Genomic DNA, 16,852 nt, shown 5'->3' with positions numbered 1-16,852 from the left:
TTAAAAATTAATCATAATACTTAAATTTATATGTCACTGGATAGCGTCTATCTTTACTTAAATTTTTAGTTGTAATTGTAGGTCCAATTGCTGACTGATATCTTTTATATTCACTTTTCCTAATTAATTCAACAATTTTTTTAATCGCTTTAATATTAAAACCTCTAACTAGTAATTCATTCATCGATTGATTTTTTTCAATATATCCTTTTAAAATAGAATCTAATACATTATATTTTGGTAAAGAATCATAATCTTTTTGTCTATAAAATAATTCTGCAGTCGGCATCCTATTAATTATTCCTTTTGGAATAACTCTAGACAATTTATTTCTATATTTTGCAAGTTTATATACCAATGTTTTAGATACATCTTTTAAAACAGAAAAGCCACCGGCCATATCTCCATAAATTGTAGTATATCCTATAGATAATTCAGATTTATTATTACATGTTAATACTAATGATTTATTTTTATTCGAAATGGACATCAAAATAACAGATCTACAACGAGATTGCAAATTTTCTTCTGTTATATCTTTTTTTTTATGAGAAAAAGTTGGCATCATTAATTTTATAAATATATTATATATTGATGTAATATTAATAATATCTAATCTAATTCCTAACATTTTAGATAACATTACAGCATATCGAATACTTTTCCTTGAAGTATATTTAAAAGGCATCATAACTGCATGAACATTTTCTTTGTTTAAAGCATCTACTGCAATAGCTGCTGTTAATGCAGAATCTATACCTCCAGAAATACCAAGAACAACTCTAGAAAAACCATTTTTTCTAACATATTCACTTGTTGCAAATACTAATCCTTTATAAATTTCTGAAATTAAAAATATTGATTTTATCTTTTTAAATTTAAATATTGGTTCATAATTTTGAAAAGTACATTTCAATATTTCTTCCTTAAAAACTGATAATTTATGTGTTATATCTCCCTTTGAATTTAATATTATTGAATTTCCATCAAAAATTAATTCATCTTGTCCACCAACTAAATTCAAATATATAATAGGTAAATTAATTCTTCTACAATGTGATTTTAATAACTTTAATCTTAAATTATATTTTTTATAATTATATGGGGAAGCATTAATAACAATAATAATATTTGCTCCATGTTTTTTAACATTATCTACTAAATTAGTATGCCAAACATCTTCACAAATTAAAAAACCTATTTTATAGTTTTTAAAAAATGTAACACATGTTTTATTTCCAGAACAAAAATATCTTTTTTCATCAAAAAGTCCATAATTTGGCAATTTTTGTTTATAATAAATTGCTAATCTTTTTTTTTTCCAAAAAAATGAAAGTGCATTATAAATTTTTTTTTTTTTCTTCCATGGATGCCCTAGGACAACAGCAACATTTTTAGTTGCTAATCTAATATTATTTAATGCATTCATACATTGATCATAAAAATCTGAATTAAATAATAAATCTTCTGGACAATATCCTGTTAATGATAATTCAGGAAATATTATTAAATCACACTGCTTCGTATTTTGTTGGTCAATTATTTTTAGAATTTTTTTAGAATTTCCGTATATATCACCTACTACTAAATTTAATTGAGCTAAAATAATATCTAATTTTGATTTCATAAATTGCATCATTTAAAATTTTTAATTAAATTGTTTTCTAGCATTATAAAATATATGAATCCACGGACTATATTCACCATCATAACGCATATTCCATGAATAGTTATTAATAGAACGAAAAACTCTTTCTGGATGTGGCATCATAACAGTGATTCTACCATCTAAATTTGTAAATGCAGTGATTCCATCAATAGAACCATTCGGATTTTCTGGATATTTTTCAGTAAAATTACCGTTATAATCAACAAATTGTAATGATATTAATTTATTTTTCTTTAAAGATTGTAAATCTTGATTATTCCTAAAAATTATTCTACCTTCTCCATGTGCTACCACAATTGGAAGAATTGAATCAGTCATATCTTCAAAAAAAAGAGAAGGACTTTTCAAAATTTTAACTAATACAAATCTAGATTCAAAAACATTTGAACTATTTTTAGTAAAATTTGGCCAAAATTTTGCTCCAGGAATTAAAGAATATAAATTAGAAAACATCTGACAGCCATTACATATTCCCAATGATAAAGTATTAGGATTATTAAAAAATGAAAAAAATTCATCACGTATTTTAGAATTAAATAAAATAACTTTTGACCATCCTTGTCCAGAACCTAATACATCTCCATATGAAAAACCTCCACAAGCTACTAATACTTGAAAATCAGATAATTTTTTTTTATTATTTAATAAATCTTGCATATGTACGTCAATACAAGAAAATCCAACTTTTTTAAATGCTAATGCTGTTTCTATATAAGAATGAGTTCCCTGATCTCTCAATATAGCCACTTTTGGATAAGTCTTTTTAATATTAAAATGTGAATAATTGTATTCATGAAAATTAAATGTAACAACTGAACTTAATCCAGGATTTTTTGGATTTTTTTTAAAAATATATTCTTGATCAGCACAATTTGGATTATCACGAAAACGTTGAATATTCCAAGTTGTTTTAGACCACCATGATCTTAGTATACTTCTCTTTTCTTGAAATATCACTCTTTGATTACTTTTAATTAAAATTAAATCATCTTTTTGAGCTATACCAATCAAATGAATATTTTTTTTTAATCCATATTTTTCAAAATATGTACGTACTATTATTTCATTACTTTTTTTAATTTGAATAACAGCACCTAATTCTTCATTAAACAACCCAGATATAAGATTATGATCATATAAACTCATATCTAAATATAGTCCACAATTTCCTGAAAAAGCCATTTCTAATAATGTAATTAATAATCCTCCATCAGAACGATCATGATATGCAAGTACAAGATTATCTTTAATTAAATTTTGTATCATATAAAAAAAATTTTTTAATAATTCTAAATTTCTTAAATCTGGAGTATCTATGTAATACTCATCCAATATTTGAGATAACGAAGAACCTCCCAAAGCATTATTTCCTTCACCTAAATCTATTAAAAATAAAATATTTTCTTCTTGAATATTTAATTGTGGTGTGATATAACGGCGCACATCTTGAATGTAACTAAAAGCTGTCATAATAACAGTTAAGGGAGCAGTCATACTTATAAATTTATCATCATGATACCACGAAGTTTTCATATGTGTTGAATCTTTACCACCTATAATAGTTAATCCAAAAAAATTACAAATTTTTTTGCTTAACATTTGTACAGAATTATATAATTCTAAATCTTCTCTATTTTTCTCTGACGAAACCATCCAATTAACAAACAATTTGATATATTTCATATCTTTAATATATGCACCAGAAATATTTGTAATTGTTTCTCCTAAAGAAATTCTTGTTGATGCCAAACAATCTATAACAGATATTGGAGATCTTTCTCCTAATGAAATAACTTCACCTCTATAACTTTTATAATCAGATAAAATTACTGCACAATCTGCAACCGGGATTTGCCATGGACCAACCATTTGATCTTGAACAACTACTCCTGTTACACTTCTATCGTTAATAGTAATCAAATAAGTTTTTTCTGCTATACATGGTAAATATAATAAGTTTTTAACAATTTTTTTAAAATCAACATTTTTAACATTATTTTTTGTATATGTTACATTATAACAAACAGATTTAATTTTATGTTCTATTTGATTTTTCTTATTCAAAAAAAATTTTATTGGTAAAAAAATAGGAGTATTACCAAAATATTTATCTTTTAAAATTAAAAATGGTTTTTTAATAATTTTCCCAATAACACTATATGGTACATTTTCACGTAAACAAATAGATTGAAATCTATAAAGCAATTTCGAAGGTATTACAATTAAATATCTTTCTTGAGTTTCGTTACACCATATCTGTAAAGGAGACATACTAAAATCACTATTTAAAATATTACGCACTTGAAAAATTCCACCTAACTTTAAAAAAATTAACATTTCTATTACTGCATTTGATATTCCTCCAGCACCAATATCATGAATAAAATAGATAGGATTTTCATTTCCAAGATTACAACATGTATTAATTACTTCTTGACAACGTCTTTGTATTTCTGGATCTGTTTTTTGCATTCCAGAATAATTGAATTCAATATTATCTCTTAAACTAGATGATGAAGAAGATGCGCCGCCAAGTCCAATATTTAAACCATAATTACCTAAAATTATAATTTTTGAATTAATTGGAGGAATTTTTTTATAAGCGTATTTTAATTTAATTTCACCTAAACCACCACATATCATAATTGGTTTATGATATCCAATTAATTTATTTTGTTTATTTATTTCAATCATTTTTTCATAAGTACGAAAATAACCTAATATAGTTGGTCTACCAAATTCATTATTAAAATAGGAAGTACCTAAAGAACCATATACAATAATATTCAATGCATTAGATATATATTTAGTATTATACTTTTTTTTTTCCCAAATTTGTTTAAAACCTGGAATATACAAATTGCTTACTGAAAATCCAACAATTCCAACTTTAGATTTTCCTCCTCTACCTGTTGCTACTTCATCTCTAATTTCTCCTCCAGAACCACTTGCTGCACCTGAAAATGGAGAAATTGCTGTAGGGTAATTATGAGTTTCAACTTTTGCTAAAATAGATTTATTTTCTAAGTAATACTCATACTCATTATTTTTATAATCAGGATAAAAATAATGAACTTTATTTCCTTTTATAATTGCACTATTATCTTTATAAGCTGATATAATATTTTCAGAAGAGTAGAAATAAGTGTTTTTTATCATATTTAATAATGTCTGATTTTTTTTGATATTATCAATAGTCCAAAATGCATTAAATATGTTATGTTTACAGTGTTCTGAATTTATTTGTGCATATGAATAAATTTCTATATCTGTAGGATTTTTTTTAAAAAATCTAAAAAAATTGAATAAATAATTTATTTCATATTTTGATAACATAAGTCGATATTTTTTATTAATTTTTTTTATTTCATTTTTTCCTTTTTTTAAAATATCAATTAAAAAAATAGAATTTGGTTTAATTTTATTAAAAATTTTTTTTGATTCTTCAAAAGATTTCCAAACTATTTCAATCATTGGATTATATAAAGTAGAATACAAGTAATTATATTCTGAATCTGTTAATGATTGATAATATTGAATATAATATGCAATTCCTCGATCAATATTAACTACACCTTTAATTTTACAATTGAAAATAATATTTTTTACTTTTTTTGACCAAAAAGATGTTACTCCTATTTTTGGAGTTACTAAAAAAAAATCATAATTCCAATATTTTGGAATTAAAATAGAAGGATGATTAAGTAATTTATCAAGTTTATTAATATTTTTAGAACTTAATATTTTAGTATTTAATTTTAAAAAATAAATATATTCTGTTTTAATATCCTTAATAAATATTTTTTTAAGTTTATAAAAATATATTAATCTATCAACTTCATTTTTTGATAATGCAGATTTACCACAAAGTATCTTCATTTTTTTTAAAAAAAAATTATTTCTTTATATTTCTTCTTTGATTAAAAAAAAAATTTAATATTTTTTTACATTCATTTTGCAAAATTCCACCAGATATATTAATTTTATGATTAATATTAATATTTTTTTTTTAGAATCATATGTTCCATATACTAAGCGATATATTCTTGCATTTATAATTGCAGCTTGACACATAATACATGGCTCTAATGTGACATATAATGTAGTATTTAAAAGACGATAGTTTTTAAAATGTTTTCCTCCATTTCTTAATGCTATGATTTCAGCATGTGCAGTAGGATCATGATCTTTAATAGATTGATTATAAGTTTTTGCTATAGATTTATTCTTATATACCAAAACAGCACCTACTGGAATTTCGTTTTGCTTGATAGCAAATTTTGCTAATTTTATAGCTTTTTTCATCCAATAAATATCTATAATTAATTGTTTTTGTAATTTCATAAAAAAGACCAAAGATTTAAAAAATATTTTTAAAAAAAGTTTTTTTTATAAAAATATATTATAATATAATATAAATTATTTAAATTAGTTTAAAAAAATAAAAAAAAGGGAAAAATCATAACATGAATATTATTAAAAAAAATTTAAAAAACGAAAAAAATAATAATGAAAAAATTATCAAAAAAATCAAAAAACAAATAAAAGATAATCCTATTCTTTTATATATGAAAGGAAACCCTCAATTTCCAAATTGTGGATTTTCTGCCAAAGCTGTAGAAATATTAACTGCATGTAACAAACGTTTTGCATATATAGACATTTTACAAGAAACAGATATAAGACGTGAATTACCAAAATATGCTAATTGGCCTACATTTCCTCAATTATGGATTAATGGAGAACTTATTGGAGGATGTGATATCATGATTGATATGTATCAAAAAAATGAATTACAGAAAATATTAAATAAAATAAATAATAAAATATAAAAAAATTAGTTCTTTATATTTTAAGATTAATTCATAACTATTGGCCATCCGCCTAATTTTTTCCATTTATTTACTATTTTACAAAAAAGAACTGCAGTTCTATCTGTATCATAAAGAGCACGATGTGCATATTTTTGATTAAATGTAATTTTTGCAGCATAACAAGCTTTAGATAAAATAGTTTGTCCAAAAACTAATCCACTTAAAGCAGCAGTATCAAAAGTTACAAACGGATGAAATGGATTTTTTTTAATTTTAGTTCTTTCTACTGCAGCTAAAATAAAACTTAAATCAAAAAAAGCATTATGAGCTACGATAATTGCCTTACTACAATGATTATTTTTAATTCCTTCTCTAATTTTATTAAAAATTAAATTTAAAGCTGTATATTCATCTACAGCATTTTTTAAAGATTTCTTTAATTTAATTCCAGTAAATGCTAAAGAAGATTTTTCTATATTTGCACCTTTAAATGGAACAATATGATAATGCATTGTTTCATCTAATTTTAACCAACCTTCTTTATCCATTTTTAAAGTAATAGCAGCAATCTCTAATATTGCATCGTTAGTAGAATTAAATCCACCCGTTTCTACATCAATAACAACTGGATAATAATTTCTAAATCTTGCTGCTATTGTATCTATATACTTTATTTTATCAGACATATTTTAAAAAAAAAAATTAACAATTTACTTTTTAAATAAAAGTATAATTTATGATCGAACCATACTAAATAAATATTTTTTCACTTTTTTTTAAAATCAATTAAAAACGGATTTTGACTATTTTTAAATTCTAAAAAAACAGGAATATTTATATTTAATACTTTTATTAAAGAATTGGTCAAATAACGTTTATAAACATCAGATATTTTTTCTACTTTGTTACCATGGATAATAATAGTTAAAGGATACATCTTACCTATGTGTGCATATTTTATTTTAATTCTTCTTTTTTTGTAGAAAAAAGAATGTTTTTTTTGTATAGAAAAAAATATTTTTGTTAAATTTGAAGAATTTATTTTAATATTTGAAAATTTTTGAAAATTATAAATAAAACTTAATAATTTTTTTATACCATTTCCAAATACTGATGATATATAATATACTTTGATATAAAATATAAATTTTAATTTAAATTCCACTTTCCTTTTATAATCTTTTCTATATTTTTTTTTTATTTTATCCCATTTATTAAAAACAATAATAACTAAATTACCTTGTTTTATAATAAATTGCAATAAAGATAAATCCTGATTAGTGATACCTTGTTCAGAATCAATCATTAATAAAATTATATTATATTTTTTAATTTTTTTTAGTATATTGAAAATATTTTTTTTTTCTATTTGATCAGTATTTTTTTTTATTTTCCTAATACCAGGTGTATCTGTAAAAACATAAGAAAAATTTTTTCTATTTTTATAAATAGAAATTAAATCTCTTGTAGTACCTGGAAGGTCATATACAATAACTCTTTCACCTCCATAAATAAAATTAGTAAACGTTGATTTACCAACATTTTGTTTACCAACGATAATTATTTTAGTTAATAAATTGGATTCTAAGATATTTTTTTTCTTAATTAAAAAATTTTTTCTTTCAAAAAACGTTTCTTTAAATTCATTAATTAATATTTTTTTAAATATTTTTCTCATTCTTAATTTAGATTGATATAATAAATAAATATTTTTAAATCCAAGTCTTCCAAAATTTTTAAATATTAAATCAACGTTTAAATTATTAATTTTACTAATAAAAAGATATATTTTTTTATTTGGAATTTTTTTTAAATAATTTGCAATCATTTTATCTGTATTGGTTAAATCTAATTGAGCATCTACTATAAAAAAAATTAAATCAGATTCTTGAATAGCCAAAAAAGATTGAGCATTAATTTTATTATTTAATCCATTTTGGATAAAATCTATTGGTCCAGTATCAATTACAACATATTTTTTTTTATTTAAAATACCAAATCCATATTTTCTATCTCTTGTAAAATTTGGATAATTAGAAATTAATGCAAAATCTTCACGGTTAGTTAATAAATTAAAAAATGTAGATTTTCCTACATTAGTTGCCCCAATTAATGCAATTTTAATTGACATGATTGATCTCAAAATAAATAAAGAATCAGTTTTTTAATAAAAATAATATTCCATTTTTAGATAATGCTAAAAAATATTCTTCCGCAAGAATCATAGAATTTTGAAAACTTGAATTGCTAATTTTTTTCTTTTTCATTATGTTTCCATTATAAATATTAATCCAATATATCAATCCATTTTTATCGCCTAAAATTAAATAATTTTTATATATTAAAGGAGACGTTAATTGATGATTTAATAAATGATTTTGTTTCCATACTATTGTTCCATTATATTTAGATAATGCAAAAATACGATCATCTTGATCTACGAGATAAATAATATGGTTTATTAGAACCATATTATTAACAGAGCCAATCTTTTTTTTCCATATAATTTTATTAGAATAAATATCTATTGCTGCTAAATTTCCATTATATGCTATAACAAACAAGATACCTAAATCTTCATCAATAATTGGCTGTGATCTAATTGAATGTAATTGATCAATATCATTGTCTCCTGTAATATCAGAAATTTGATTTTCCCAAATTAATTCACCGTTAGATAAAAAAAAAGCACTAACGTATCCATAATCACTACCTACAATAACAATATTTTTATATATTACTATAGGTGTTGATCTACCCCTAATTGATAATCTTGTTTTTTTAAAATTAACATTCCATTTCACTAATCCTGTAATATCATTTAATGCAAATAAAATTTCATTACTAGTATGAATAAGTACTAATCCTTGAGATACAACCGGTAAAGAAATAATTTCTTCTTGAATATCTGTCTTCCAGATAATATTTCCATTAAATTTGTTTATACAAAATATTTCTCCTTTTTCATTACCTACATAAATTTTATTATCTTTAATGGCTAATCCACTAGAAAAAAAAATATTTTTTTGAAAGGAAAATAAGTGATTATTTTTCGATAAATTAATAGACCATAAAATATTTGAAGATTTTAAATCTATTGCTTTTATCACACCATAATAATTACATAAATATACAACTGAATCTGAATAAATAATAGAAGGTGAATTAGAATGATAATTTTTATTTTCTTTATCAATCGATTGAAACCATACTACTGATGGATTAATTTGATCTTTAATTTTATTTTTTTTAATTAAAAAAAATAAATTGTCTTGATAACTACAACTTAATAAAACAAAAATAAAAAAAAAATAAAAATATTTTTTTTATTTTTCATTTTTAATTCCTTGATAGTTAGAAACTCTATTCAGTTTTATATTTAAAATATATTTAATTGCATCGAATTCACTATCTTTAATTCCTTGAGAGTACATTAAAATACTTTCTTTTATTTGATTGTTTTTTAAAAAAATATCTCCTCTAATTAAATTAATTAAACCGTTCCATCCATGAAGTTTAATTTGATTTAATGTAGATAAAGCTTTTTTAATTTGATTATTTTGAAGTTGTATTCGTGCTAATTTTATAGAAATAAATGTTCTAATATTTTCTTCTTTAACATTTTTTAAAATATTTTTTAACATTTTTTCTGCTTTATTAAGTTGATGGTTATCAACATATTTTTTTACTAAAAGTAAATCATTAAAAACTGAATTAATATTATTATTTATAATACTGATAGGTTTTTTTTTATAAATATTTTGAATATGTGTGATTTTCTTAATATTAAAAAAATCAAAATTATAAAAAAAATATAATGTCCCTAAAATAATACTAATAAAAACAAAAAAAAAATAAAAATTTTTTTATAACTAAAATACATTTTTTACATTCCTCTTTTAAAAATTTTTTCTAAAATAAAAAATACATCTTTTTCACATGTTTTTATTTTTTTTCCATTTTCTAAAAAAAATAAAAATATATTCTGATTATCTAATGTATTAGATAACAATAATACAATTTTTGCTTTATATTTTTTTGCTATTTTTAACTGTTTTTCTAAAACATTTCTATTATAATCAACAATTAATTTTAATTTTGGAAAATAATCACGAATTTTTTCAGAAAAAAATATCATTTTACTACTACTAATAGTAGTATTCCTTATTAAGAATAAGTCAATATATTCTTTCTGAATAAATAAATTATTATTTATCTTTTTCATCAATAAAATTAGTCTTTCTACTCCAATTGCAAATCCAATCGCTGGTTTTTGTATACCTCCAAGTTTTTCAATTAAAAAATCATATCTTCCCCCTGAACATATTGCATTTTGAGAACCTAATTTATTTGTAATCCATTCAAAAACAGTGCTATTATAATAATCTAATCCACGAACTAATTTATAATTAATAATATACTTAATATTAGCTTCATTTAAAAAATTAGATAAAACATTGAAGTGATTTTTAGATTTTTTATCAAGATAATCAAATAATACTGGTGCTTCTTTTAATATTTCTTGTATAAGTTCTTTTTTCGAATCTAAAATTCTTAAAGGATTTAAATTAATTTTTTCCCATAAAGAAGAATCAAAATATTTTTTATATTTCCTTAAAAAAATAATTAAATCTCTAGAATAATTAATTCTAGATTCTATAGAACCAATTGAATTTATTTGTAAATTAATATGATTTAAAATACCTAGTTTTTTCCAAAAACGTGCACTCATAATAATTAATTCTGCATCTATTTCTGGATCTGAAATTCCAAAAACTTCAACGCCTAACTGATAAAATTGTCTATATCGTCCCATTTGCGGTCTTTCATATCGAAACATTGGACCTAAATACCAAAGACGTTGTATAAATTCATAACATAAATTATGCTGAATAACTGCTCTTACACATCCTAAAGTATTTTCTGGACGTAAAGAAACTGAAAAACCATTTTTATCTAAAAAAGTATACATTTCTTTATGAACTATATCAGAAAATGTACCAATAGTTTTAATAAATAAATCAGTTTGTTCTACTATCGGTGTACGTATTTCATTAAAACCATAACTAAATAATATTTCTTTGATAATTTTTTCTATTCTTTGAAAAATCCTAGTATCATCTGGAAGACAATCATGCATTCCTTTTATAGACTGAATTTTTTTATTCACATATTTCTCTAATTTTTTAAAAATTTAAATAATATCATTGTTGGTATTATTTAAATTTATTTTAAAATGATTAGTCTAAAAATTTATATTTTTTTTTCTTCTATTTTTTTTGCTTTTAACCTAATTTTTTTTTCTAATATCTCTATTATTTCATTATTATTTAATAATTCTTTTTGTCGCACACCATCCTCGTATAAACTACTTTTATTTCTATTTCCAGTAATTCCAATTGTTGATTGAGACGCTTCTCCTAAACCATTAACAATACAACCAATAATAGAAACATCCATTGGTGTAGTAATATCTTTTAATCTATTTTCTAATGTATTTACTATACTAATTACATCAATCTCTTTTCTTGAACAAGTCGGACAAGAAATAAAATTAATACCTCTCTCTCTAATACGTAAAACTTTTAAAATATTTAAACCAATTTTAACTTCTTCTACAGGATCACTTGATATAGATACTCTCAATGTATCTCCGATTCCTTCGTATAATAAACAACCTATACCAATTGCAGATTTTATAATTCCTACCATACCTCTACCTGATTCAGTAACTCCTAAATGTAACGGCTGATCTATTTTTTTTGCAATTAACTGATATGCCTGTATCATTGTATGAACATCTGAAGATTTAACACTTACTTTAAACTGATCAAAATTTAATTTTTCTAAAATATCAACATGACGCATTGCAGATTCTACTATTGCAATTGCAGAAAAATTTGAATACTTATTCTTTATATCTTTTTCTAAAGATCCAGCATTTACTCCTATTCTAATAGGAATATTATTATATTTTGCTGCATCAATAACTTGTGCAATTCTTTTTTGATTTCCAATATTTCCTGGGTTAATACGCAAACAATCAGCACCACATTTTGCTGCTTCTAAAGCAATACGATAATCAAAATGAATATCTGCGATAATAGGTATATTTATTTTTTTTTTAAAAATTTTTATATTTTTAGCTGCTTTTAAAGTAGGTATAGAAATACGTATAATATCTACTCCTTCTTTTTCTAAAATTTGAATTTGTTTTATTGTTTCTTCAATATTTTCAGTTTGAGTTTTAGTCATAGACTGTACTGCAATAGGAGCACCATTTCCTATTGGAACATTTCCTACATAAATTCTAGTAGATCTTCTTCTTTTTTTAAAAATTTGATTATGCATTAAACTTCCTAAAAAACATTAAATTTATTTTAAAAAAATTAAAATTATTGTTGATTGTTTTAAGATATAAATCCATAAAAAAATAAATGATTTTTTAATATTTTCTGTAACAAAATAATTTATTGTTTTATTGTTTTAATATATCTATTTTAGATAAAAATATATACATATTAAAAAAAACAAATTTTATTTTTTATAGACATATAATTTTAATTATAATAATAATAAGTGATAAATGCTAAGACTGAAATTAAAATGAAAATAAGAATTTTAATTTTACAATTTTTTTCTTTAGAATTATTGTCTGTTTTTAAAACATGTTTTTTTTCTAAATTGTTATTGTTTATTTTTCTTTTTATCAAAAAATTAATTTCTTTTTTTGGAATATTAACTAACTTTGCATAAGATCTAATATAACCATTTAAAAAAATGGTATCAATATTCTTTATTATCAAATCTTCTTCAATTTGGCGTATAATATCAATGTTTAAGTATAATTTTTTAGAGACATCTTCTTGTGACATAGAAAGAGATTTTCTTGCTTGTTCTAAACGCTTTCCTACAGTTAAATCTTTTAAAACTTCTATTTTTAATTTTTTTTTATCCATATTAAATTATTAAAATAAAATCATATAAGATATATTATATCGTATTTTTTTCTAAACTAAAATAAAATTCCTTACTATTTTAAAATTTTAAAAAATTTTTTTTATATTCCATACTAATTGTCCACAAGCCGCATTAATATCATTACCTCTATTTTTTCTTATCAATGTAATAAAACCATATTTTTTTAAAATATTTGAAAAATTAATAATATTCTCTTTCGAACTACTTTTATACATTGATCCTGGAAAAAAATTCCAAGGAATCAAATTAATTTTACTAGGTACTCGTTTAAGACAATTTGCTAACTCTTTTGCATTTTCAGAAGTATCATTAATATCTTTTAACATAACATACTCAATAGTAATTTTTTTATTGATATGACTTTTCTTTAAAAATACATTAACACTATTTAATATATTTTGAATATTATATATTTTATTAATTGGCATAATCTTATTTCTAAGAAGATCATTTGATGCATGCAACGATAACGCTAATGGTATATCAATCATTTCATATAATTTTTCTATGATTGGAACAATTCCAGAAGTAGATAAAGTTATTTTTTTTTTAGAAAAATTAAATCCAAAATCATCAATCATAATTTTTATAGATTCAACTACATTTTTTATATTTAATAAAGGTTCACCCATCCCCATAAATACAATATTAGTAACATATCTTATTTTTTTTATCTTCATAAAATGAATAATTCTATTAATTATCCATATCTGCCCTATTATTTCAGAAACTTTTAAATTTCTATTAAATCCCTGTTGTGCTGTCGCACAAAATTTACATCCTACATTGCAACCTATTTGAGTAGATATACATAAAGTAGCTCTTTTTTTTTCTGGAATATATACAGTTTCTACTGTATTGTTATCTTCCATTCTTAAAACAAATTTAATAGTTCCATCATTAGAAATTTTTTTGTAAAAAATTTTTGGTGAATAAATGATAGCAATTTTACTTAATTTTTTTCTTAATTTTACACTAAGATTACTCATCAACTCAAATTGATCACAATAATGATGATAGATCCATTCCATAACTTGAATAGCTCTAAATTTTGATTCTCCTATAGAATTAAAAAAAAATTCCATTTTTTCTCTACTCATGTCAAGAAGATTAATTTTATTTAAAAAATCTTTGTTTTTTTTTAATACTTTCATATATTTTTGAAATAACAATTAAAAAAATTATTGATCAAATAATTCATTTTTTTTAAAAAAAAATGAAATTTCTCTTTTAGCAGAAGTTAATGAATCAGATCCATGAATAGCATTTTCTGTTAAACTATCTCCATAATCTGATCTAATTGTACCAGTTAATGCATTTTTTGGATTTGTATTGCCTATTAAATCTCGAAATTTTTTAATAGCATTTTTAGATTTTAATACTTGCAACATAATTGGACCAGAAATCATAAAATTAATTAATTTTTTAAAATAATCTTTATTTTTATGTTCATAATAAAACACAGAAGCATCCTGATAATCTAATTTGATCATTTTAGCAGCAATAATTTTAAATCTAGCAGTTTCTAAACGTAAGCATATTGATCCTAACATATTTTTTTTTATAATATTAGGTTTAATAATAGACAAAGTATATTCTATCATTTTAGAATCCAAAAAAGTTTTAAAAAAATATATATGATTATACAAAAAAAATCCTGATTTTAAAACAAATCAGGATTTTTTTTGTAAAATATATATACGTTTTATTACTAAAAATTATTACATCATTCCACCCATACCAGGAGCCATGCCACCACCTGGTGATGATAAATCATTTTTTTCTTCTTTTGGTAAATCTGTCACCATTGCTTCAGTCGTAATCATTAAACCTGCAATTGATGCTGCAAATTGTAATGCTGAACGAGTTACTTTAGTTGGATCTAAAATACCCATAACAATCATATCGCCATAAACTTCATTAGAAGCATTATAACCATAATTGTTTCTTCCCTCTTTAACATTATAAACAATTATAGCAGGCTCTTCACCAGCATTTTCAACAATTTGTCTCATCGGTGCTTCCATTGCACGTAATGCAATACGAATACCTACAGTTTGATCTTCATTTTCACCTTTTAAATTTGTTAATGCTGTTGCTACTCTCACTAATGCTGTTCCACCACCAGCCACTACACCTTCTTCTACTGCAGCTCTTGTAGCATGTAACGCATCATCAACTCTAGCACGTTTTTCTTTCATTGCTACTTCAGTAGCAGCACCAACTTTAATAACTGCAACACCTCCAGATAATTTCGCTACACGTTCTTGTAATTTTTCACGATCGTAATCTGAAGTTGCTTCTTTAATTTGTTTTTTAATTTGTTCAACACGATTAGAAATTGCATCTTTTTTACCAACACCATCAATAATCGTTGTAACATCTTTATTAATAACAATTCTTTTTGCTTGACCTAAATTATCTAAAGTAGCTTTTTCTAACTCCATACCTATTTCTTCAGAAATAACTGTAGCGTTAGTTAAAATAGCAATATCTTGTAACATTGCTTTTCTTCTATCTCCAAATCCAGGAGCTTTTACAGCTGCTACTTTAACAATTCCTCTTAAATTATTTACTACTAATGTTGCCAATGCTTCACCTTCAACATCCTCAGCAATAATTAATAACTGTTTTCCAGCTTTAGCAACATTTTCCAATATTGGCAATAATTCACGAATATTAGATACTTTTTTATCTACTAATAATATATATGGATTTTCCAATTCTATTATTCCAGAATCTGGCTTATTTATAAAATAAGGAGATAAATAACCTCTATCAAATTGCATTCCCTCAACTACATCTAATTCATCTTCTAATCCAGATCCTTCTTCAACAGTAATTACTCCTTCTTTCCCTACTTTCTGCATTGCTTCAGCAATCAACTTACCAACAGTTTCATCAGAATTAGCAGAAATTGTACCTACCTGTTCAATAGCTTTGTTATCAGTACATGGTTTAGATAACTTTTTTAACTCTCCTACTGCAGCTGACACAGCTTTATCAATACCTCGTTTTAAATCCATAGGATTCATTCCTGCTGCAACAGCTTTTAGTCCTTCACTAACAATAGACTGAGCAAGAACAGTTGCAGTTGTAGTACCATCTCCAGCTGCATCATTTGCTTTAGATGCGACTTCTTTTACCATTTGCGCACCCATATTTTCAAATTTATCTTCTAATTCAATTTCTCTAGCTACAGAAACACCATCTTTAGTAATAGAAGGAGCACCAAAAGATTTATCAATTACTACATTTCTACCTTTTGGTCCTAATGTTACTTTTACTGCATCTGCAAGGATATTAACACCACGAAGCATTTTCGCACGTGCATCACTACCAAATTTTACATCTTTAGCTGCCATTTTTCTTTCCTTATCAATTCTTT

13 protein-coding genes and 1 pseudogene are annotated in these 16,852 nt (G+C 23.1%); 1 reads left to right on the top strand and 13 read right to left on the bottom strand.

Features of this window, described 5'->3' with window-relative positions; translation table 11 throughout:
- Positions 1-7: 7 nt before the first annotated feature.
- The 3 genes and pseudogenes from RA161_02920 to tadA form a co-directional block, all read right to left on the bottom strand.
- On the bottom strand, positions 8-1,627 hold the full coding sequence (locus RA161_02920; GenBank protein ID WMY97734.1) for an NAD+ synthase: 1,620 nt from the start codon (positions 1,625-1,627) through the stop codon (positions 8-10).
- Between the two features lie 21 nt (positions 1,628-1,648).
- Positions 1,649-5,548 (bottom strand): phosphoribosylformylglycinamidine synthase, encoded by a 3,900-nt coding sequence (gene purL / locus RA161_02915; protein WMY97450.1) that lies wholly within the window; start codon positions 5,546-5,548, stop codon positions 1,649-1,651.
- A gap of 16 nt (positions 5,549-5,564) precedes the next feature.
- Positions 5,565-6,013: pseudogene (gene tadA, locus RA161_02910) on the bottom strand (tRNA adenosine(34) deaminase TadA).
- A gap of 122 nt (positions 6,014-6,135) precedes the next feature.
- Between tadA and grxD the strand changes: the two are divergent.
- The gene (gene grxD / locus RA161_02905; protein WMY97449.1) at positions 6,136-6,501 is read left to right on the top strand and encodes a Grx4 family monothiol glutaredoxin; all 366 of its coding nucleotides are present in this window, start codon (positions 6,136-6,138) and stop codon (positions 6,499-6,501) included.
- A 26-nt stretch (positions 6,502-6,527) separates the two neighbouring features.
- On the opposite strand, the gene rnt is transcribed toward grxD, so the two are convergent.
- From rnt to groL, 10 genes are all read right to left on the bottom strand, one after another.
- A complete protein-coding gene (gene rnt / locus RA161_02900) occupies positions 6,528-7,169 on the bottom strand; it encodes a ribonuclease T (protein ID WMY97448.1) in 642 nt (213 codons plus the stop codon).
- Positions 7,170-7,249: 80 nt separating this feature from the next.
- The gene (gene der / locus RA161_02895) at positions 7,250-8,614 is read right to left on the bottom strand and encodes a ribosome biogenesis GTPase Der (protein ID WMY97447.1); all 1,365 of its coding nucleotides are present in this window, start codon (positions 8,612-8,614) and stop codon (positions 7,250-7,252) included.
- Positions 8,615-8,639: 25 nt separating this feature from the next.
- Positions 8,640-9,593 carry a PQQ-binding-like beta-propeller repeat protein gene (locus RA161_02890; GenBank protein WMY97446.1) on the bottom strand — a complete coding sequence of 318 codons (954 nt, stop codon included), beginning with the start codon at positions 9,591-9,593 and terminating at the stop codon, positions 8,640-8,642.
- A 216-nt stretch (positions 9,594-9,809) separates the two neighbouring features.
- On the bottom strand, positions 9,810-10,202 hold the full coding sequence (locus tag RA161_02885) for a tetratricopeptide repeat protein (GenBank protein ID WMY97733.1): 393 nt from the start codon (positions 10,200-10,202) through the stop codon (positions 9,810-9,812).
- 167 nt (positions 10,203-10,369) lie between these two features.
- Positions 10,370-11,653 carry a histidine--tRNA ligase gene (gene hisS / locus RA161_02880; protein WMY97445.1) on the bottom strand — a complete coding sequence of 428 codons (1,284 nt, stop codon included), beginning with the start codon at positions 11,651-11,653 and terminating at the stop codon, positions 10,370-10,372.
- A gap of 83 nt (positions 11,654-11,736) precedes the next feature.
- The gene (ispG, locus tag RA161_02875; protein ID WMY97444.1) at positions 11,737-12,834 is read right to left on the bottom strand and encodes a flavodoxin-dependent (E)-4-hydroxy-3-methylbut-2-enyl-diphosphate synthase; all 1,098 of its coding nucleotides are present in this window, start codon (positions 12,832-12,834) and stop codon (positions 11,737-11,739) included.
- A gap of 209 nt (positions 12,835-13,043) precedes the next feature.
- On the bottom strand, positions 13,044-13,442 hold the full coding sequence (locus RA161_02870; protein ID WMY97443.1) for a helix-turn-helix domain-containing protein: 399 nt from the start codon (positions 13,440-13,442) through the stop codon (positions 13,044-13,046).
- An 87-nt stretch (positions 13,443-13,529) separates the two neighbouring features.
- Positions 13,530-14,618 carry a 23S rRNA (adenine(2503)-C(2))-methyltransferase RlmN gene (gene rlmN / locus RA161_02865; GenBank protein WMY97442.1) on the bottom strand — a complete coding sequence of 363 codons (1,089 nt, stop codon included), beginning with the start codon at positions 14,616-14,618 and terminating at the stop codon, positions 13,530-13,532.
- Between the two features lie 27 nt (positions 14,619-14,645).
- Positions 14,646-15,068: a nucleoside-diphosphate kinase gene (gene ndk / locus RA161_02860; protein WMY97441.1), complete on the bottom strand. Its 423-nt coding sequence runs from the start codon at positions 15,066-15,068 to the stop codon at positions 14,646-14,648.
- Between the two features lie 117 nt (positions 15,069-15,185).
- Positions 15,186-16,829 carry a chaperonin GroEL gene (gene groL / locus RA161_02855; protein WMY97440.1) on the bottom strand — a complete coding sequence of 548 codons (1,644 nt, stop codon included), beginning with the start codon at positions 16,827-16,829 and terminating at the stop codon, positions 15,186-15,188.
- Between the last annotated feature and the right edge of the window lie 23 nt (positions 16,830-16,852).

This window comes from Arsenophonus sp., assembly GCA_031446085.1.
Taxonomy (GTDB): Bacteria; Pseudomonadota; Gammaproteobacteria; order Enterobacterales; family Enterobacteriaceae.
Note: the sequence above shows the minus strand (reverse complement) of the source record. Positions and strands in the feature narration are given on the sequence as shown.